The sequence below is a fragment of the Pseudomonas sp. B21-015 genome, assembly GCF_024749285.1.
Lineage (GTDB): Bacteria > Pseudomonadota > Gammaproteobacteria > Pseudomonadales > Pseudomonadaceae > Aquipseudomonas.
On sequence record NZ_CP087196.1, the window covers coordinates 4,951,764 to 4,969,399 of the forward strand.

The window sequence follows — 17,636 nt, forward strand, 5'->3', positions numbered from 1 at the left end:
CTTCCTCAATTAAACCAGGACGCCGGACTGGCGCATGGCCTGCCGCAGCGGTTCGTGACAGGCAGCGCTGAGCCAGGTGAGCGGCAGACGGATACCGTCCGGCATCAAGCCCATTTCATGCAGTGCCCATTTCACGGGGATAGGGTTGGATTCGATAAACAGGGTTTTATTGAGCGGCATCAGCTTTTCGTGGATAGCCCGGGCCTTGACGGCATCGCCGGCCATGGCCGCGGCGCACAGCTCGCTCATGGCGCGCGGCGCGACGTTGGCGGTCACCGAAATATTGCCCTTGCCGCCGAGCAGCATCAGCTCGACCGCGGTCGCGTCGTCACCGGAATAGACCAGGAAGTCGCTGCTCACGCCCGCCAGGATGTCCTTGGCGCGCTGCAGGTCGCCCGTGGCTTCCTTGATGCCGATGATGTTCTTCACGGTCGACAGGCGGATCACTGTCTCGGCCTGCATGTCACACGCGGTACGACCCGGCACGTTGTAAAGAATCTGCGGGATATCGACCGCTTCGGCGATGGCGCGGAAGTGCAGGTACAGGCCTTCTTGCGTCGGCTTGTTGTAGTAAGGGGTTACCAGCAGGCACGCATCGGCGCCGGCGTTCTTCGCGTTGGTGGTCAGTTCGATCGCTTCGCGCGTCGAATTGGCGCCCGTACCGGCGATCACCGGAATACGCCCTGCAACCTGGGCAACCACGCGACGAATCACTTCGATGTGCTCGTTCACGTCAAGCGTGGCCGACTCACCCGTAGTGCCGACCGCCACGATGGCGTTGGTGCCCTCTTGCAGGTGGAAGTCCACCAGTTTGCTCAGGCTGTCCCAGTCAAGACGACCCTGTGCATCCATGGGTGTGACCAGTGCCACCATACTGCCCGCAATCATGCAACCGCTCCTGCCGGAAAAAGAGAGCGGTAATGGTACTGGCGCCAAGATGCTTGTACAAGCGAAGTACTGCGCTGCTGCCATTCCCCTTGGCGCTGCTTTTCGCTACCCTTCAGACTTTGATCGGTACTGATAAGCTCGTACGCCGCGTTCCAGCCTCCATTTTCGGCATCACAAGCCCCGATCCAGCGTTGCCACCCCTCGCTCTCGCCATACTGGAGCACGTTGCAACCTTCGGCCGGGTTTTCTGAATTCGCATCCGCAGGCTCGTCCCGGTAAAAAAGGCCCATAAAAGTATCGACCGCTCATCGCTTTAGGAATGCTGCATGTCCACCCCCACAGTTCGCGAACAATTCCTTGTCATCAGTGCCCTCGGCGCCAACCCCATGGAGCTGACTAACGTCCTGTGCCGCGCCAGCCATGAAAACCGCTGCGCCGTGGTCACCTCTCGCCTGACACGCCATGGCGAATGCAGTGCGCTGATCCTCGAGATCTCCGGCAGCTGGGACGCCCTGGCGCGCCTCGAAGGCAGTCTGCCAGTGCTGGCCAAACGGCACGCCTTCACCGTCAATGTGGTGCGCAGCGCAGCCCTGGAGAATCGTCCTCAGGCCCTGCCGTACGTCGCCTATGTCAGCTCGGCCTATCGCTCGGACATCATCAACGAGCTGTGCCAGTTCTTCATGGACCACAACGTCGAGCTGGAAAACCTGACCTGCGACACCTATCAGGCTCCGCAAACCGGCGGCACCATGCTCAACGCCACGTTTACCGTGACCTTGCCGGCCGGCGTGCAAATCAGCTGGCTGCGTGATCAATTCCTGGATTTCGCCGACGCGCTGAATCTGGATGCCCTGATCGAACCGTGGCGCCCACAAAACCCAATGTAAGGAAACTTCCATGGCCGTTGCCATCGACCAACCGGTTGCCGACTTCGAAGCCCCCGCCACCAGCGGGCAGAACGTCAGCCTCGCGGGCCTTAAAGGCAAGCAAGTGGTGATTTACTTCTATCCGAAGGACAGCACGCCAGGTTGCACCACTCAGGGTCAGGGCTTTCGCGATCAGCTTGATGCTTTTAAAGCCGCCAACACTGAAGTCTTCGGCGTATCCCGCGACAGCCTCAAATCCCACGAAAACTTCAAGGCCAAGCAGGCGTTCACCTTCGAGTTGATCAGCGACAAGGAAGAAGCGCTCTGCCAGCAGTTCGACGTGATCAAGCTGAAAAAGCTCTATGGCAAAGAATATATGGGCGTTGATCGCAGCACGTTCCTGATCGACAAGGACGGTGTGTTGCGTCAGGAATGGCGCGGTGTGAAGGTGCCGGGCCATGTGGATGCGGTATTGGCTGCAGCTCAGGCGCTGAACAAGGCCTGATTCATTTGGCGCCTGCTCGCGAAGAGGCCATCAGCCTCACTAAAGAATTAAAGCAGCGGCGACACCACCGGCTCTTTGCGCGGCCAGGCGTCCAGCACAGCCTTGAACAGGGTTGCTAGCGGAATCGCAAAAAACACTCCCCAGAAGCCCCACAACCCGCCAAACAGCAGCACCGCGCAGATGATCGCCACCGGATGCAGATTGACCGCCTCCGAGAACAGCAGCGGCACCAGCACGTTGCCATCCAGCGTCTGGATGATCCCGTAGACCGCCATCAAATAGATGAACTGATCGCTCCAGCCCCACTGGAACAGCGCAATCAGCATGACCGGCACGGTCACCACCACTGCGCCGACGTAAGGCACCACCACCGACACGCCCACCAGTAATGCCAGCAGTGCCGCGTAGTTGAGGCCCAGAACAACGAAACCGATATAGGTCACGCCACCGCAAATGAAAATCTCGATGACCTTGCCGCGAATGTAATTGGCGATCTGTCGGTTCATTTCCTGGGCTACCCGGGTGATCAGCGCCCGCTCCCGCGGCAGATAACCGCGCACCCACTGGCCGATCATTTCCCGGTCCTTGAGAAAGAAGAACACCAGGATTGGCACCAGCACCAGATAAATCATGATGTTCACCAGCAGCGGCAGGCTCGACAGTGAAAACGTCAGCGCCCACTGGCCGAACTTGCCGATCTCGCCCCGCGCCACTTCGATCGCCTGCAACACCTGCTCGTCCGACACCAGATGGGGATAACGCTCGGGCAGCAGCAACAGCAACGACTGCCACTTGGCGAGCATGCCGGGCAATTCGTTGAACAGCGTGATCAGTTGATGCCAGAGTAGTGGCACTACGACGATGATGAATACCAGCAACAGCCCCATGAACAACGCGAAGACCAGCCCCACCGCCACGCCACCCGGTACGCGCAGGCGCTCGAGAGTCACCACCAACCCTTGCATCAGATACGCCAGGACCATCCCGGCCAGTACCGGCGCGAGCATTCCACCCAAGGTGAGTACGGCGGTAAATGCCAGAAACAGCAGCACCGCCAGCACCACGGCCTCCTCATCCGAGAAGTAGCGCTGAATCCAGTCGCGTAACACTTTGAACATCAATAATCCTTAGAAACGAACGCAGCAGGTTTCAGGCTTTTTTCAACCAATAGCGGTAAACACCCGCCTCATCTTCTTCACGAAGCAGCGTATGACCAGCCAATCGGGCAAAGGTGCGAAAGTCGCGCTGAGAGCCTGCATCGGTGGCGATCACCTTGAGCACCGCACCGCTAGCCAGTCGATTGAGCTCCAGTTTGGCCTTGAGCAACGGCAACGGACAATTCAGACCGCTGGCGTCCAGTTCGGCGTCGTGGGTTACAGCGTCAGTCATCAAATCACTCCGGAGCAGGGGGTTGAGCCGCTTAGAATATCTGGTCCCAAGCGTAGTGTCCGGCTACAGTAAGGTCTTTGTCGACTAAGGCTTTGTGCATGACTTTTTTGCGCCCTACCCTGCTGACGCTCGCTTGCCTGCTCGCCTCACCGGGCTTCGCCGACGACTTGCCGTCACTCGGCGACGCCAGTTCTGCCATCGTCTCGCCGCAACAGGAATACCAACTGGGCCGTGCATGGCTGGCGCTGTTGCGCAGCCAGGTGTCGCAGCTCAACGATCCGCAACTCAAGGATTACGTCGAATCCAGCGTCTACCGGCTAGTGGAGACCAGCCAGGTCAATGACCGGCGCCTGGAGTTCATCCTGATCAACAGCCCGCAGCTCAACGCGTTTGCCGCGCCGGGCGGGATCGTCGGCGTAAACGGTGGCTTGTTCCTCAATGCCCAGACCGAAGGTGAATATGCTTCGGTACTGGCCCACGAACTGGCTCACTTGTCGCAGCGTCACTTCGCACGCGGTGTCGAAGCCCAGCAGCGCATGCAGGTGCCGATGATGGCTGCCCTGCTGGCCGGGATCGTGATTGCCGCAGCCGGGGCAGGCGATGCCGGGATCGCGACCATTGCCGGCACTCAAGCGGCGGCGATCCAGGAACAACGACGCTTCTCGCGCCAGAACGAGCAGGAAGCCGACCGTATCGGCATCATGAATCTGGAAAAGGCCGGTTACGATCCGCGCTCGATGCCGACCATGTTCGAACGGCTGATGCGCCAGTACCGCTTCGATGCCAAACCGCCGGAATTCCTGCTGACTCACCCGGTGACCGAATCGCGGATCGCCGACACCCGCAACCGTGCCGAACAGGCCAAACCGGGCGGTATCGAAGACAGCATGCGTTATCAGCTGATTCGGGCGCGCGTACAGCTGATCTACGAAGAAACCCCAGGCCTGGGCGCCAAGCGCTTCCGAGCCCAACTGGATGAAAACCCGAAAAACGACGTCGCGCGCTATGGCCTGGCGATCGCCCAGATCAAGGGCGGCCAGCTGAATGAGGCTCGCGAGAACCTCAAGCCGCTACTGGCCAAATCGCCTAACGAGATCATCTATAACCTGGCGCAGGTCGATCTGGACATTACCAATAATCGCCTGCCCGATGCTCAGTCACGGGTCGACCGGATGCTCACTCAGTATCCAGGCAACTACCCGCTGAATCAGGTGCGTGTCGACCTGTTGCTCAAGCAGAATCGAGCGGCCGATGCGGAAAAAGCACTGGAAAACCTGCTCAAGACCCGTCCCGACGATCCGGACGTCTGGTACCTGGTAGCCGAGACTCGCGGCCTGTCGGGCAACATCATTGGCCTGCATCAGGCTCGCGCGGAGTACTTTGCATTGGTCGGCGACTATCGCCAGGCGATCCAGCAACTGGACTTCGCCAAGCGCAAGGCTGGCAGCAACTTCCCGCTGTCATCGCGGATCGACGCACGGCAACGTGAGTTGATGGAGCAGGAACGCATGGTCAAGGACATGATGGGCTGATTCTTTCCAGACAGAAAAATCAGGCACAAAAAAACCGCCTCCTTCGAGGCGGTTTTTTATTCAGCCGACAACCGGTTTATTCAGCCAGTTTGAAGGTGATGAAGCTGGCGCGACCTTGACGCAGAACCCGCATCGACACCGATCGGTTTTTCGGCAGCGCCTTGGCAATCTCCGTGAACTCCTTGGCGGAGCCGATCGCCTGGTTGTTCAGGTGAGTGATCACATCGCCCGGCTGCAAGCCGATCAGGGCAGCAGGACCGTCCTGGACCTCCTTGATCACCACACCGCCTTTCAGGTCGTAGGTTTTCTTCTGCTCATCGGTCAACTCGACCACGGATACACCCAGGCGATTGCTGCTGCGCTCGACGCTGGATTTAGGCAGGGCGTCCAGCTCTTTGCCTTCTTCAGGGATAGCGCCGACGGTCAGCTCGACATTCTTGCGCTTGCCTTCGCGGATCACTTCAAGATTGGCTTTCGAACCTGCCTTCAGCGCCCCCACCAAGTGCGGCAGATCGGCGGACATGACGATCGGTTGACCGTTCATGCTCAGGATCACATCGCCCACTTGCAGGCCACCCTTGGCAGCCGGACCGTCATCCTGGATCTGAGCCACCAGCGCACCGGCCGGTTTCTCGAGACCGAACGACTCGGCCAGATCCTTGTTCACTTCCTGGATCACGACGCCCAACCAACCACGGCTGACCTTGCCGCCGCTTTTCAGCTGATTGGAAACGTCCATTGCCACATCGATAGGGATCGCGAACGACACGCCCATGAAGCCGCCAGAGCGGGTGTAGATCTGCGAGTTGATGCCGACCACTTCACCCGCCAGGTTGAACAGCGGACCACCGGAGTTGCCCGGGTTGATCGGCACGTCGGTCTGGATGAACGGCACATAGTTTTCGTTCGGCAGGCTGCGACCGATGGCGCTGACGATGCCTTGAGTCACAGTGTGGTCAAAGCCGAACGGCGAGCCGATGGCCACGACCCACTGACCGGCTTTCAGGTCCTGCGATTTACCGAGTTTCAGGACCGGCAGGTCCTTGCCTTCGATTTTCAGCAAGGCGACGTCGGAACGCGGATCGGTACCGATCAGCTTGGCTTTCAACTCACTGCGATCGGCGAGGCGCACGAGAATCTCGTCGGCATCGGCGATCACATGGTTGTTGGTCAGGATGTAGCCGTCAGACGAAATGATGAAACCCGAACCCAGGGACTGCGCTTCACGCTGGCGATCGCCACGAGGTGAGCGCGGCTGCGGCATGCCACGTTCGAAGAACTCGCGCAGCATCGGCGGCAAGCCTTCAAGGTCAGGCATTTGCTCGCTGGACACCTTGCGGTCCGGCAGCTTCTGCGTGGTACTGATGTTCACCACCGCGGGCGAGGCCTGCTCGACCAGTTGTGTGAAGTCAGGCAATTCGACCGCTTGCGCAGCAACCGCCTGACCGAGCACCAGCACGGTGGCAAAAATGGAGAGGTAAGACTTCAAGCGTGGTATCGACATACGGCTCCCGTTACGACGAGCATGGTTAAGCGATATGGAGCAAGGAACACCGGGAACGATACGCCGGTATTTTTGTTCCGGGAACAACAAACAAGGCCAGAGCCGAGGGGCTCTGACCTATAAAAAATTTTCGGGATATTTGCAAATGAAAATGCTCAGCAAAACATTTCGAGGCCTCAACGACGGGGCAGCCATTGCGACCTCCCACACCATCCAGCCCCCGATTGATGAGCATGGCTAATCAGCTCACTGCTTGCTGGTAGCCGCGGCATCGTTGCGCATGGACAGCGCAATTCGTTCGGCGGTGCCAATCGGTATTTCACCGACCACGGTCACCATTATCTCGCCTTGCGGGGTGGTCAAGCGGCGGGAGACAGCGACTGTCGGCCCCAGCTGGGTACGTGTGTCGGTGACTGTTGCGCCATTCAACGGCTCAAGGAACACCGAGAATCGGGCCAGACCGTCGTCGAACATCAGACTGTTGACCTGGACTTTGGTATCCGGGTCCTTGTGCGAGGTACTGCTGGTCAGCTCGAAACCTGGCGGCAACCAGTCCGAATGCCAGACCTGCGCGGTTTTGACGGCGGAAGCCTTGTCACTGTCGAGGGTAATGGGTTTGCAATCAGAACCTGCCTGCAAATCGCTGTCGGAAGGTACCTCGGCAGTATCCAGTCGGGTGAACTGGAATCGCTCCAGCAGTTGCCCTTTGTCATTGAGCAACAATGACTTCAACGGCAAGCCGGTTTCCTTGTCCAGATGCAGCTCAAAACCGTAGCGGTGCTGATCGCGTGGCGTCAACGACACGATCACCGAGGCACGCCCGGCCACACGCGACTTGCCGATGACGGCAAGGTCATACCAATTCTTCAGCTTTTGTGGATCGAGTGCACGAGCGGCGGAGTTGGGTGAGTCCCCCAGCCCTGCTATCAAGGTGCCGCTGACACATTGAGTATGCCCATCAATGCGCACGACTTCCTGAGCCGAGCCGTCGAGCTGGAGTAAACGCTCTTGGACTTTGCCATCCTGGACGCGGTGCCAGATGTTATGGGTAGAAAAACTACCGTTACGCTCGTAGACGAAAGTACCGTGAAAGCTCTGCGTTTGCTCGGCCTGTCCCAGACGCTTCAGCCAGTCCTGGGCTTCATCGGCGTGGGCTGGAACAACAAACCAGCCACTGAGCAGAAGCGCAAGTAGAGGTATGGCGCGCATGATCCTCCTTAACGGTTTTCCAGGCTTGCTGCTCGAGCGTAAGGCAGAGCGCTCTCAGTACCTTTCAGTGCAGCCTGTTGAGCATGTTGGCGCAAGTAACCTGGCAGACGCTGATCGTGCCAGCCTGGCTGACCTTGCAATACGCCGTTGGCCATAGGGCCAGTGGCTTCCGAACTCTCATTGTAGCCTGCCAATACAGCGGGACCCTTGACCTGAGGAGTGGCCAGACCCGGCTGGCTGGATTGCTGAGCCAGTTCGACACCAGCGATCTCGTCCTGGTTGTACAGACGAACACCCGCCAGCACAGCAATGGTCACCGAAGCAGCGACTGCCAGACGACCCAGGCTGCGCCATGGACCGCGAGAGGCTTTTGCCGGTACGGCTTCGTCAGCCAGCGCAGCAGAGACTGCCGCAGCGATGTCCAGACGAGGAAGCAGCAGGTCCTTGTGCATGACTGCCCGAGCGATCTGGTAACGAGCCCAGGTTTCGCGAGTTTCAACATCGTCAAAGGCATTCAATACCCGACGCAATTCCAATTCGTCCGCTTCGTTATCCATCACTGCGGACAGCGATTCCTGCAGGGCTTCACGACTCATGGCGTTCCTCTCTTGGCTGTCGCCGCTGTCTCAGTTTTCCTGCAACAACGGCTGCAGGGCTTTATCGATGGCCTCCCGGGCGCGGAAAATCCGGGAGCGCACGGTACCCACCGGACACTGCATGACGCTGGCAATGTCCTCGTAACTCAGACCATCGAATTCACGTAAAGTTAAAGCCGTACGCAAATCTTCTGGCAGTTGCTGAATGGTTCGATGGACGGTGCCTTCGATCTCATCCCGCAGCAATGCACGTTCTGGCGACTCGAGATCCTTGAGGCCATGATCGCCATCGTAGAACTCTGCATCCTCGGAACTGACATCGCTATCCGGCGGCCGACGGCCGCGTGAAACCAGATAGTTTTTCGCCGTGTTGATGGCGATGCGGTAAAGCCACGTATAAAACGCGCTGTCTCCGCGAAAATTACCAAGTGCACGGTATGCCTTGATAAAGGCTTCCTGTGCTACATCCTGGGCTTCATGGGTGTCGTGCACGAAACGCACGATCAACCCGAGAATTTTGTGCTGATATTTCAGCACTAGCAGATCGAAAGCTCGCTTGTCGCCGCGTTGAACACGCTCGACCAGCTGCTGATCCTCTTCCTGGGTTAGCATGAACACTCCTCGATAAGCTCGGAGGAGGCTTGCATAACTGAACGACCAGACTTGCAAACATAGACTCGGGCTTTTCGCAAAAGTTCTCCCCCTCCAAGCAAGTTTCCTGCGGGCTCTGATTTGGCACGCACGAAAAGCGCAGCGCGGGATAACCCGGCTGCGCGAATAATCTTGTCATCGGATTCGTCAGCTAGGACCCAACCGCAAGTCCCGCACCGAAGCCGACACTGTCCCTTGTTTCAGGCAACCGTCTATTGATCTTGGGCCGCTGGCAAAAGTTCCATATTTATAGCTGCCCGGAACCGACATTGTGCAACCGTGAAGAGAAAAAGACTGTTAAATCCGCGATACAGTCGCCTTGTCGCCGAAGCGGTCAAAAAAACATCCGACGAAGCGTCCAGTCTTTTCCGTCACAGTAGTTTCACAATGCCATGTGGGCTCAGCTATTGTGCCGCTCCCCCCCTCTATATACTAGTGGGCTGTGTGGCTGTATTGACTTGCCGATCCAGTTGTCCTGCGCCACCCCCGACCCGGGTCGCTTTGAGCGGAATCCTGAAATGAGCCAACAGTTTCAACACGATGTTCTGGTAATTGGCAGCGGTGCTGCCGGCTTGAGCCTTGCGCTGACCTTGCCCGGTCATTTGCGCATCGCCGTATTGAGCAAAGGCGACCTCGCCAATGGCTCGACTTTCTGGGCCCAGGGCGGTGTCGCCGCCGTTCTGGATGACACCGATACTGTCGAATCCCACGTCGATGACACCCTCAACGCCGGCGGCGGTCTGTGCCATGAAGACGCCGTGCGCTTTACCGTCGAACACAGCAGAGAGGCCATTCAATGGCTGATCGATCAAGGCGTGCCCTTTACCCGCGATGAACAGTCCGGCACCGAAGACGGTGGTTTCGAGTTTCACCTGACCCGCGAAGGCGGTCACAGTCATCGGCGCATCATCCACGCCGCCGATGCGACGGGCGCGGCGATCTTCAGAACCCTGCTCGACCAGGCCAAACAGCGTCCCAACATCGAATTGCTGGAACAGCGGGTCGCCATCGACCTGATCACCGAAAAGCGCTTGGGCCTTGAAGGCGACCGTTGCCTCGGCGCTTATGTGCTCAACCGCGGAACCGGTGAAGTCGACACCTACGGCGCGCGCTTCGTGATCCTTGCATCGGGCGGCGCGGCAAAGGTCTACCTCTATACCAGCAACCCCGACGGCGCCTGTGGTGATGGCATCGCCATGGCCTGGCGTTCGGGCTGCCGGGTAGCAAACCTGGAGTTCAATCAGTTCCACCCGACCTGCTTGTATCATCCGCAAGCCAAGAGTTTCCTGATCACCGAAGCCTTGCGCGGCGAAGGCGGCCACCTGAAACTGCCCAATGGCGAACGCTTCATGCCGCGCTTCGACCCACGAGCCGAGCTGGCACCACGGGACATCGTCGCCCGTGCTATCGACCATGAGATGAAGCGCCTGGGTATCGACTGTGTCTACCTGGACATCAGTCACAAGCCTGAAGACTTCATCAAGACGCACTTCCCGACGGTCTATGAACGCTGCCTGGAATTCTCCATCGATATCACCAAGCAGCCGATCCCGGTGGTACCCGCGGCGCACTACACCTGCGGCGGCGTGATGGTCGATCAGCGGGGCCGCACCGACGTGCCGGGCCTGTATGCAATTGGCGAAACCAGCTTCACCGGCCTGCACGGTGCCAACCGCATGGCCAGCAACTCACTGCTGGAATGCTTCGTTTACGCCCGTTCGGCTGCAGCGGACATTCTTGAGCAGTTGCCAGAGGTGTCGATTCCGACCGCCCTGCCCGTGTGGGATGCGAGCCAGGTCACCGATTCCGATGAAGACGTGATCATTGCGCACAACTGGGACGAATTGCGGCGATTCATGTGGGACTACGTTGGCATCGTGCGCACCAACAAGCGCTTGCAACGAGCCCAGCACCGGGTGCGTCTGTTGCTGGACGAAATCGACGAGTTCTACAGCAACTATAAGGTCAGTCGGGATTTGATCGAATTGCGTAACCTGGCCCAAGTGGCCGAGCTGATGATCCAGTCAGCCATGGAGCGCAAGGAAAGTCGCGGCCTGCATTACACCCTCGACTACCCGAACATGCTACCGGTCGCCCTGGACACTATTCTGGTGCCGCCCACCTACGCCGACTGAACTTAAGCCGAACCCGCAGGCGTCGGTGCAAATCCGCCGCCAGCGAATCCCGCGGCACGCATATCGCCCTGACCCGTCGCTCGCCCCGCAGACGAAAACGCAGCACCACGACCAGCGGCAACGCCAGGCTGTCCGGCCGTAGCTGCACGGGTTGCCAACCCATCGCCTGATTCCACAACTGCCAGCCATCGGCATCGCGACGCAAGCCACAAAAGGCCTGCGGGTGTGTCAGAAGAATGTGTCGCGGCAACGCCCGGAAACCGTGAGCCACGCACAGTACGAAGCCGAGCAGGCTGGCCCAGAGTGGTATAGAGAGAAGAAGCAGCGAACCCAGCGCGAACAGCTGGGCCAGAAGATAGGCCGCCAGCAACTGCCGTGAGGCATGCCAGCGGCATTCGAACGCGTTACTTGGGCTGGACACGATCCAGGATCATGCGAACCATGCGCTGAAGCTCCGGATCTTCCGATTCGGCGCGCTCCATGAACCAGCCGAACATGTCCTGATCCTCGCACTCGAGCAGCCTGACGTAGCACGCGCGATCAACCTCGTTGAGGTGCGGGTAGACCTCTTTCACAAACGGCACCAGCAACACGTCAAGCTCAAGCATGCCGCGGCGGCTGTGCCAGTAGAGGCGATTCAGTTCAACATCTTCGACCATGGAGCGCTCCTCAAATAGGCCGCAAGTATACAGCCCCGAGGCGAGCCGAACAGTCGGCTTTGGTCGGGCACCGATGATCCTTTGTGAACTACCCATTTCATGGGCGCCCCCTTATGATGTCCTTCGGACTCTTTACCCTGCGATGACCCATGGCCGATTCTGCTTTTTTCTGCACCCTGTCTCACGAAGGCGTTCTCGCGGTACGCGGCGCGGATGCCGGCAAATTTCTGCAAGGCCAATTGACTTGCAACCTTAATTACCTGAGCGACACCCAGGCCAGCCTTGGCGCGCGCTGCACGCAGAAAGGCCGGATGCAGTCGAGTTTCCGGATTCTGCTGGAAGGCGACGGTGTGCTGATGGCGATGGCCAGCGAACTGCTGGAGCCGCAACTGGCGGACCTGAAAAAGTACGCGGTGTTCTCCAAATCGAAACTGACCGATGAAAGTGCCCACTGGGTTCGTTTTGGTCTTGAGCATGGCGATGCAGCACTGGCCAGTCTGGGCCTGGTGCTGCCGGCCGACACCGACAGCGTCGTGCGTAATGACGGCCTGATCGCCCTTCGCGTCTCGCCTGAGCGCGCAGAACTCTGGGTTGGCTCCGATCAAGCCGACACCGTCAAGGGCAAGCTGTCCGCCCTGTTAGCCGAAAGCGATCTGAACCAATGGCTGCTGGGCCAGATCCGCGCCGGGATCGGTCAGGTCATGCCGAGTACCCGCGAGCTGTTCATCCCGCAGATGCTCAATCTGCAAGCCGTCGGTGGCGTGAGCTTCAAGAAGGGTTGTTATACCGGCCAGGAAATCGTTGCGCGCATGCAGTATCTGGGCAAACTCAAGCGTCGCCTGTATCGCCTGCAACTGGAGGTCGGTGAATTGCCGGAACCCGGCACCCCACTGTTCTCCCCCACTCATGGCAGTTCGATCGGTGAAGTGGTGCTGGCCGCCCGCGCCGGGCAAAACATTGAGCTCCTGGCCGTGCTCCAAGCCGAAGCCGTAGAAGATGACAACCTGCACCTTGGCGCACTTGAAGGTCCGGGCCTGCAACTGCTCGACCTGCCTTACCAACTGGATCGTGATCGCGAAATCCAGCGTTAACAGCAGCACTTGTCGCAATACCCTAGAGAAAAGAAATGAGCGAGCTGGCGGATAAGGTCCAACAGGATTTGGTTGAGGCCATCGATAACGATGACCTGGTTCTGCCAACATTACCGGAAGTGGCCCTGCAGATTCGCAAGGCCGCCGAAGACCCGGAAATCAGTGTCAGTACCCTGAGCAAAGTGATTGGCCGCGATACCGCGCTGTCGGCGCGACTGATCAAAGTGGTCAATAGTCCGTTGCTGCGCGCGACCCAGGAAGTGACTGACCTGCACACGGCCATCACCCGACTGGGCGTCAACTACAGCAGCAACCTGGCCATCGGTCTGGTGATGGAACAGATCTTCAATGCCCGTTCCGAAGTGGTGGAACAGAAAATGCGCGAGGTCTGGCGCAAAAGCCTGGAAATCGCCGGCGTCAGCTATGCGTTGTGCCGCAGCTACACGCAGCTCAAGCCTGATCAGGCAGCCCTTGGCGGCCTGGTGCATCAGATTGGCGTGCTGCCGATCCTGACCTACGCCGAAGATCACTATGAATTGCTGGCGGATCCGGTCAGCCTCAACCATGTGATCGACCGCATTCATCCGCTGCTTGGCGATAAATTGCTCAGGGTCTGGGAGTTTCCGGAAATGCTGGTGCAACTGCCAGGGCTGTATCTGGATTTCAAGCGGCAATCGGAGCGGGTCGATTATGTCGATCTGGTGCAAGTGGCCAGCCTGTATTGCCACAAGGACCCCGATCATCCACTGGCCCGTATCGACCCGTTCAGCGTGCCGGCCCTCAAGAAACTGGGGATCGATCTGGAGAACGAGGCGATATGCAAGGATCTGGAAGAATCGCGATCGATGTTTTACTGATTGTGAACACAAGCAACTGTGGCGAGGGAGCTTGCTCCCGCTCGGCTGCGCAGCAGTCGTAAACCCGATAAATAGGGTTTAACTGAAATACTGCGCTGTATGGTTTTGGGGCTGCTTCGCCGCCCAGCGGGAGCAAGCTCCCTCGCCACAAAAGCCTCTGTGCCACAGGGTTGTGTTCACTCTCCCGCAATAAAACTCACCCGCACCTTCAACCCCGCCTGCTCGCCATCGTGCAGGCTGATCTGCGCCAGGTGAGCGCGGCAGATCTCGCCGACAATGGCCAGGCCCAGCCCCGACCCGACCACCTGCTGGTTGCGCCGGTAAAAGCGCTCAAACACCCGATCCCGCTCTTCGAGGGGAATCCCCGGGCCATCGTCCTCGACTTCCAGCACCGCCGGTGCCGTGACCCGCAGGATCACATTGCCGCCCGGCGGCGTGTGGGCCAACGCGTTGTCCACCAGATTGCTCAACAGTTCGTTCAACAGCGTCGGCTCGCCGCGCAGCCACACCGGCTCATCGGCTTCCAGCGCCAGTGCGACGCCGCGTGCATGGGCCAGCGGCGCCATGGCCATGCCCAGTTCACGGGCCAATTGACTGAGGTCGAGCAACTGCGCACCACCCTCGGCGATGGCCCGGGCGCCATTCTCGACCCGTGCCAGCGAGAGCAATTGATTGGCCAGATGGGTCAGGCGATCCGTGCCCTGGGCGGCGGTTTCCAGGGTGCTGCGCCAGGTTTCGGGTTCGTTCGACCGCAAGCCCAGTTCGAGTCGTGCCTTGAGCGCCGCCAATGGAGTACGCAATTCATGGGCCGCATCGGCGATGAACTGCGCCTGACGCTCGAACTGCCCGCGCAAACGCTCGGTAAAGTGATTGAGCGCACGCACCAGCGGCCCCAACTCATGCTGCACTTCCACCAACGGCAAAGGCCGCAAGTCATCGGGCTGACGCTCTTCCACCGCCGTGCGCAAGCGTTCCAGCGGACGCAGCGCCGCACTGACCGCAAACCACACCAGCAGCAGCGCACCGATCGCCAGCATGCCCAGACGCAACAACGTGTCGGCCATCAGGCTGCGAGCCATGCGGACCCGCGCCTCATCGGTTTCCGCCACGCGGATTTCCGCCATGCCGTTCATGTTCGGCTCGCTGACCGCCTTGAGCAGGCTGACCACCCGCACGTTCTGCCCTTGATAAGTGGCGTTGTAGAAACGCGCCAGCGCCGGATAGTCATCGGTGCGCGGCGTTCCCGGCGGCGGTGCCGGCAGGTTTTCGTAGCCCGAGATCAGCTTCTGATTGATGTCGTTGACCAGGTAAAAAATCCGCCCGGCGCTGTCGTAGGCGAACGTATCGAGGGCCACATAAGGCACGTTGGCACTGAGGCTACCGTCGCGCTGGGACAGGCCCGCAGCGATGGTTCGCGCCGAGGCCAGCAAGGTCCGGTCATAAGCGGTGTCGGCGGCTTCGCGACCGTTCCAGTACGCACTCAAACCACTGGCCAGCATCAACACCACCAGCAGCAGCGCGAGGTTCCACAGCAACCGCCAACGCAGGCTGCTGAGCTTATGCATCGCGGCTTTCCAGCAGATAACCAAGGCCACGGAAGGTCACGATGGCCACCGGTTGGCCGTCAAGTTTTTTGCGCAAGCGGTGGACGTAGATCTCGATGGCATCGGGACTGGCCTCCTCGTCCAGGCCGAAGACCTGGGCAGCCAGTTGCTCCTTGCTCATCACCCGACCGGGACGGGCGATCAGGGCTTCGAGCACCGCCTGCTCGCGGGAAGTCAGGGTCAGCAATTCTTCGCCAAGGGTGAAGCGCCGGGTGTCCAAGTCATAGGCCAGCACACCACAACGCTGCTGACGCTCACCGCCGAGCACACTGCGGCGCAGCAAGGCTTTGACCCGGGCTTCGAGCTCGGTCAGTTCGAAGGGTTTGGCCAGGTAATCGTCAGCCCCAAGGTTCAGGCCATGGACCCGATCCTTGACGTCGCTGCGGGCGGTCAGCATCAGCACCGGCAGGTTTTTGCCCCGCGCTCGCAGGCGCGCCAGCACTTCGAAGCCATCCATGCGCGGCAGGCCGACATCGAGGATCGCCACGGCGTATTCCTCGCTGCTCAAGGCCAGGTCGGCCGCCACGCCGTCGTGCAGCACGTCCACGGTCAGCCCGGTGCTCTTGAGCGCCTGAGCGACACTTTCGGCAAGCTGCAGATGGTCTTCAACGAGCAGAACACGCATGGATCTTTACCTCATTCAGGGATGGTCGACGCCATTCTTTGGCGCGGAGTTTACAGCCGCATCCGTCGCTGTGAAGCCCGAAAACCGTGAAAGTCAGCTGAAAGGTTAGCGAAAGGTTGGCCGGTTAGAGTCCAGCCACGGACAGTTTCGACTGCCGTCGCTATACGAAAAACGCCTCGAAGCGTTTTCGCCAATAAGAACAATAAACGGAGTACGTCACCATGCTGTCCATGCAGCTTCAGGTTTGCCCACCTGCTCGTTTTTCCCGCCTCAGCCAGACCGCCCTTGCCAGTGCCGCCGCCCTCGCCGGCTTTTCGCCGTTGAGCCAGGCTGCCTTCTTCGAAGACAGTACGGCAACCTTCGAAACCCGCAACATGTATTTCAACCGCGACTTTCGCGACGGCACCAGCGCCCAGCAATCCAAGCGGGACGAATGGGCCCAGGGGTTCATGCTCAACCTGCAATCGGGTTACACCGATGGCACCGTGGGGTTCGGTGTCGATGCACTGGGCATGCTGGGGGTAAAACTCGATTCGAGTCCCGATCGCACTGGCACCGGTCTGTTGCCGACCCATGACGACGGGCGCGCGGCTGACGAGTATTCCAAGCTCGGCCTGACCGGTAAAGTGAAGATCTCCGCCACGGAACTGAAAATCGGCAGCCTGATTCCGGAACTGCCAATTCTCAAACCCAACGACGGGCGCATTCTGCCGCAGACCTTTGAAGGCGGCCTGCTGACCTCCAAAGAAATCAAGAACCTGACCTTCACCGGCGGGCGTTTGGAGAAAGCCAAGGACCGCGACAGCACCGACTTCGAGGACATCGCCCTCAACAACAAGAACAGCCGCTTCGCCGGCACCGTGGCCGGCAAGCATTTTGACTTTGGCGGTGTGGACTATAAATTCACCGACAAGATCACCGGCAGCTACCACTTCGCCCAACTCGATGAAGTCTATAACCAGCACTTCCTTGGCGTGGTCGCCTCGCAACCGTTCGGCCCCGGTACTTTCGGCACCGACCTGCGATTGGCCATCAGTGACGACGAGGGCGCGGCCCGAGGCGGCAAGATCGACAACAAATCCCTGAACGGGCTGGTGAGCTACGCCTTGAACGGGCATAAACTCAGCGCCGGCTATCAGCACATGTCTGGCGACAGTGCGTTCCCTTATGTGGATGGCAGCGATCCGTACCTGGTCAACTTCGTGCAGATCAATGACTTTGCCGGCGCCGAAGAACGTTCCTGGCAGGCACGTTACGACTACGATTTCTCCAAACTCGGCATTCCCGGCCTGAGTTTCATGAGCCGTTACCTGAGCGGTGACAACATCAAGCTCAAGAACGGTGATGAGGGCAAAGAGTGGGAACGCAACACCGAGATCAAATACGTCGTACAAAGCGGCGCCCTGAAAGATGTCGCCGTACGCCTGCGCAATGCCACCTACCGTTCCAACTACTCCGCTCGCGATGCCGATGAAGTGCGTCTGCTGGTGAGCTATAGCGTTGCCCTTTGGTAAACATCACGTTC

General features: G+C 59.4%; 18 protein-coding genes. 7 read left to right on the forward strand and 11 right to left on the reverse strand.

The window, feature by feature from the left end; genetic code table 11:
• Window positions 1–9: 9 nt before the first annotated feature.
• Window positions 10–888 carry a 4-hydroxy-tetrahydrodipicolinate synthase gene (dapA, locus tag LOY38_RS22565; RefSeq protein ID WP_007941448.1) on the reverse strand — a complete coding sequence of 293 codons (879 nt, stop codon included), beginning with the start codon at window positions 886–888 and terminating at the stop codon, window positions 10–12.
• A 326-nt stretch (window positions 889–1,214) separates the two neighbouring features.
• Here dapA and LOY38_RS22570 point away from each other — a divergent pair, with 326 nt between their 5' ends.
• Together LOY38_RS22570 and LOY38_RS22575 are read left to right on the forward strand one after the other, a co-directional pair.
• Window positions 1,215–1,775: a glycine cleavage system protein R gene (locus tag LOY38_RS22570; protein WP_253551533.1), complete on the forward strand. Its 561-nt coding sequence runs from the start codon at window positions 1,215–1,217 to the stop codon at window positions 1,773–1,775.
• A 10-nt stretch (window positions 1,776–1,785) separates the two neighbouring features.
• A complete protein-coding gene (locus tag LOY38_RS22575; RefSeq protein WP_258697128.1) occupies window positions 1,786–2,259 on the forward strand; it encodes a peroxiredoxin in 474 nt (157 codons plus the stop codon).
• A 47-nt stretch (window positions 2,260–2,306) separates the two neighbouring features.
• On the opposite strand, the gene LOY38_RS22580 is transcribed toward LOY38_RS22575, so the two are convergent.
• On the reverse strand, window positions 2,307–3,377 hold the full coding sequence (locus LOY38_RS22580) for an AI-2E family transporter (protein ID WP_258697129.1): 1,071 nt from the start codon (window positions 3,375–3,377) through the stop codon (window positions 2,307–2,309).
• Between the two features lie 31 nt (window positions 3,378–3,408).
• On the reverse strand, window positions 3,409–3,648 hold the full coding sequence (locus tag LOY38_RS22585) for a sulfurtransferase TusA family protein (RefSeq protein WP_007898654.1): 240 nt from the start codon (window positions 3,646–3,648) through the stop codon (window positions 3,409–3,411).
• A gap of 98 nt (window positions 3,649–3,746) precedes the next feature.
• Here LOY38_RS22585 and LOY38_RS22590 point away from each other — a divergent pair, with 98 nt between their 5' ends.
• Window positions 3,747–5,180, forward strand: a complete 1,434-nt coding sequence (locus tag LOY38_RS22590; RefSeq protein WP_258697130.1) for a M48 family metalloprotease — start codon at window positions 3,747–3,749, stop codon at window positions 5,178–5,180.
• 76 nt (window positions 5,181–5,256) lie between these two features.
• Here the strand turns inward: LOY38_RS22590 and LOY38_RS22595 are convergent, their stop codons facing one another.
• From LOY38_RS22595 to rpoE, 4 genes are all read right to left on the reverse strand, one after another.
• Entirely contained in the window at window positions 5,257–6,684 is a 1,428-nt protein-coding gene (locus LOY38_RS22595) for a DegQ family serine endoprotease (RefSeq protein ID WP_258697131.1), read from the reverse strand.
• Between the two features lie 246 nt (window positions 6,685–6,930).
• Entirely contained in the window at window positions 6,931–7,893 is a 963-nt protein-coding gene (locus LOY38_RS22600) for a MucB/RseB C-terminal domain-containing protein (RefSeq protein ID WP_258697132.1), read from the reverse strand.
• Between the two features lie 8 nt (window positions 7,894–7,901).
• Window positions 7,902–8,489, reverse strand: a complete 588-nt coding sequence (locus LOY38_RS22605) for a sigma-E factor negative regulatory protein (protein ID WP_258697133.1) — start codon at window positions 8,487–8,489, stop codon at window positions 7,902–7,904.
• A 30-nt stretch (window positions 8,490–8,519) separates the two neighbouring features.
• Entirely contained in the window at window positions 8,520–9,101 is a 582-nt protein-coding gene (gene rpoE / locus LOY38_RS22610) for an RNA polymerase sigma factor RpoE (RefSeq protein ID WP_003172477.1), read from the reverse strand.
• A gap of 557 nt (window positions 9,102–9,658) precedes the next feature.
• Between rpoE and nadB the strand changes: the two genes are divergently transcribed.
• The gene (nadB, locus tag LOY38_RS22615) at window positions 9,659–11,275 is read left to right on the forward strand and encodes an L-aspartate oxidase (RefSeq protein WP_258697134.1); all 1,617 of its coding nucleotides are present in this window, start codon (window positions 9,659–9,661) and stop codon (window positions 11,273–11,275) included.
• Here the strand turns inward: nadB and LOY38_RS22620 are convergent.
• Together LOY38_RS22620 and LOY38_RS22625 are read right to left on the reverse strand one after the other, a co-directional pair.
• Window positions 11,244–11,696: a protein YgfX gene (locus LOY38_RS22620; RefSeq protein WP_258697135.1), complete on the reverse strand. Its 453-nt coding sequence runs from the start codon at window positions 11,694–11,696 to the stop codon at window positions 11,244–11,246. The genes nadB and LOY38_RS22620 overlap by 32 nt on opposite strands.
• A complete protein-coding gene (locus LOY38_RS22625; RefSeq protein ID WP_007898624.1) occupies window positions 11,680–11,934 on the reverse strand; it encodes a succinate dehydrogenase assembly factor 2 in 255 nt (84 codons plus the stop codon). Before LOY38_RS22625 ends, LOY38_RS22620 begins: the two co-directional genes overlap by 17 nt.
• Before the next feature lie 149 nt (window positions 11,935–12,083).
• On the opposite strand from LOY38_RS22625, the gene LOY38_RS22630 reads away from it, so the two are divergent.
• Both LOY38_RS22630 and LOY38_RS22635 read left to right on the forward strand, forming a co-directional pair.
• The gene (locus LOY38_RS22630) at window positions 12,084–13,025 is read left to right on the forward strand and encodes a folate-binding protein YgfZ (protein WP_258697136.1); all 942 of its coding nucleotides are present in this window, start codon (window positions 12,084–12,086) and stop codon (window positions 13,023–13,025) included.
• Window positions 13,026–13,060: 35 nt separating this feature from the next.
• A complete protein-coding gene (locus tag LOY38_RS22635) occupies window positions 13,061–13,882 on the forward strand; it encodes an HDOD domain-containing protein (protein WP_258697137.1) in 822 nt (273 codons plus the stop codon).
• 176 nt (window positions 13,883–14,058) lie between these two features.
• Here the strand turns inward: LOY38_RS22635 and LOY38_RS22640 are convergent, their stop codons facing one another.
• Together LOY38_RS22640 and LOY38_RS22645 are read right to left on the reverse strand one after the other, a co-directional pair.
• Window positions 14,059–15,447, reverse strand: coding sequence for a sensor histidine kinase (locus LOY38_RS22640; RefSeq protein ID WP_258697138.1), 1,389 nt, complete (start codon window positions 15,445–15,447; stop codon window positions 14,059–14,061).
• Complete coding sequence (locus LOY38_RS22645; protein ID WP_007898613.1) at window positions 15,440–16,111, reverse strand: response regulator; 672 nt, start codon at window positions 16,109–16,111, stop codon at window positions 15,440–15,442. Before LOY38_RS22645 ends, LOY38_RS22640 begins: the two co-directional genes overlap by 8 nt.
• A gap of 221 nt (window positions 16,112–16,332) precedes the next feature.
• Here LOY38_RS22645 and LOY38_RS22650 point away from each other — a divergent pair, with 221 nt between their 5' ends.
• Window positions 16,333–17,625 (forward strand): OprD family porin, encoded by a 1,293-nt coding sequence (locus LOY38_RS22650; RefSeq protein ID WP_258697139.1) that lies wholly within the window; start codon window positions 16,333–16,335, stop codon window positions 17,623–17,625.
• The last annotated feature ends 11 nt before the right edge of the window (window positions 17,626–17,636 follow it).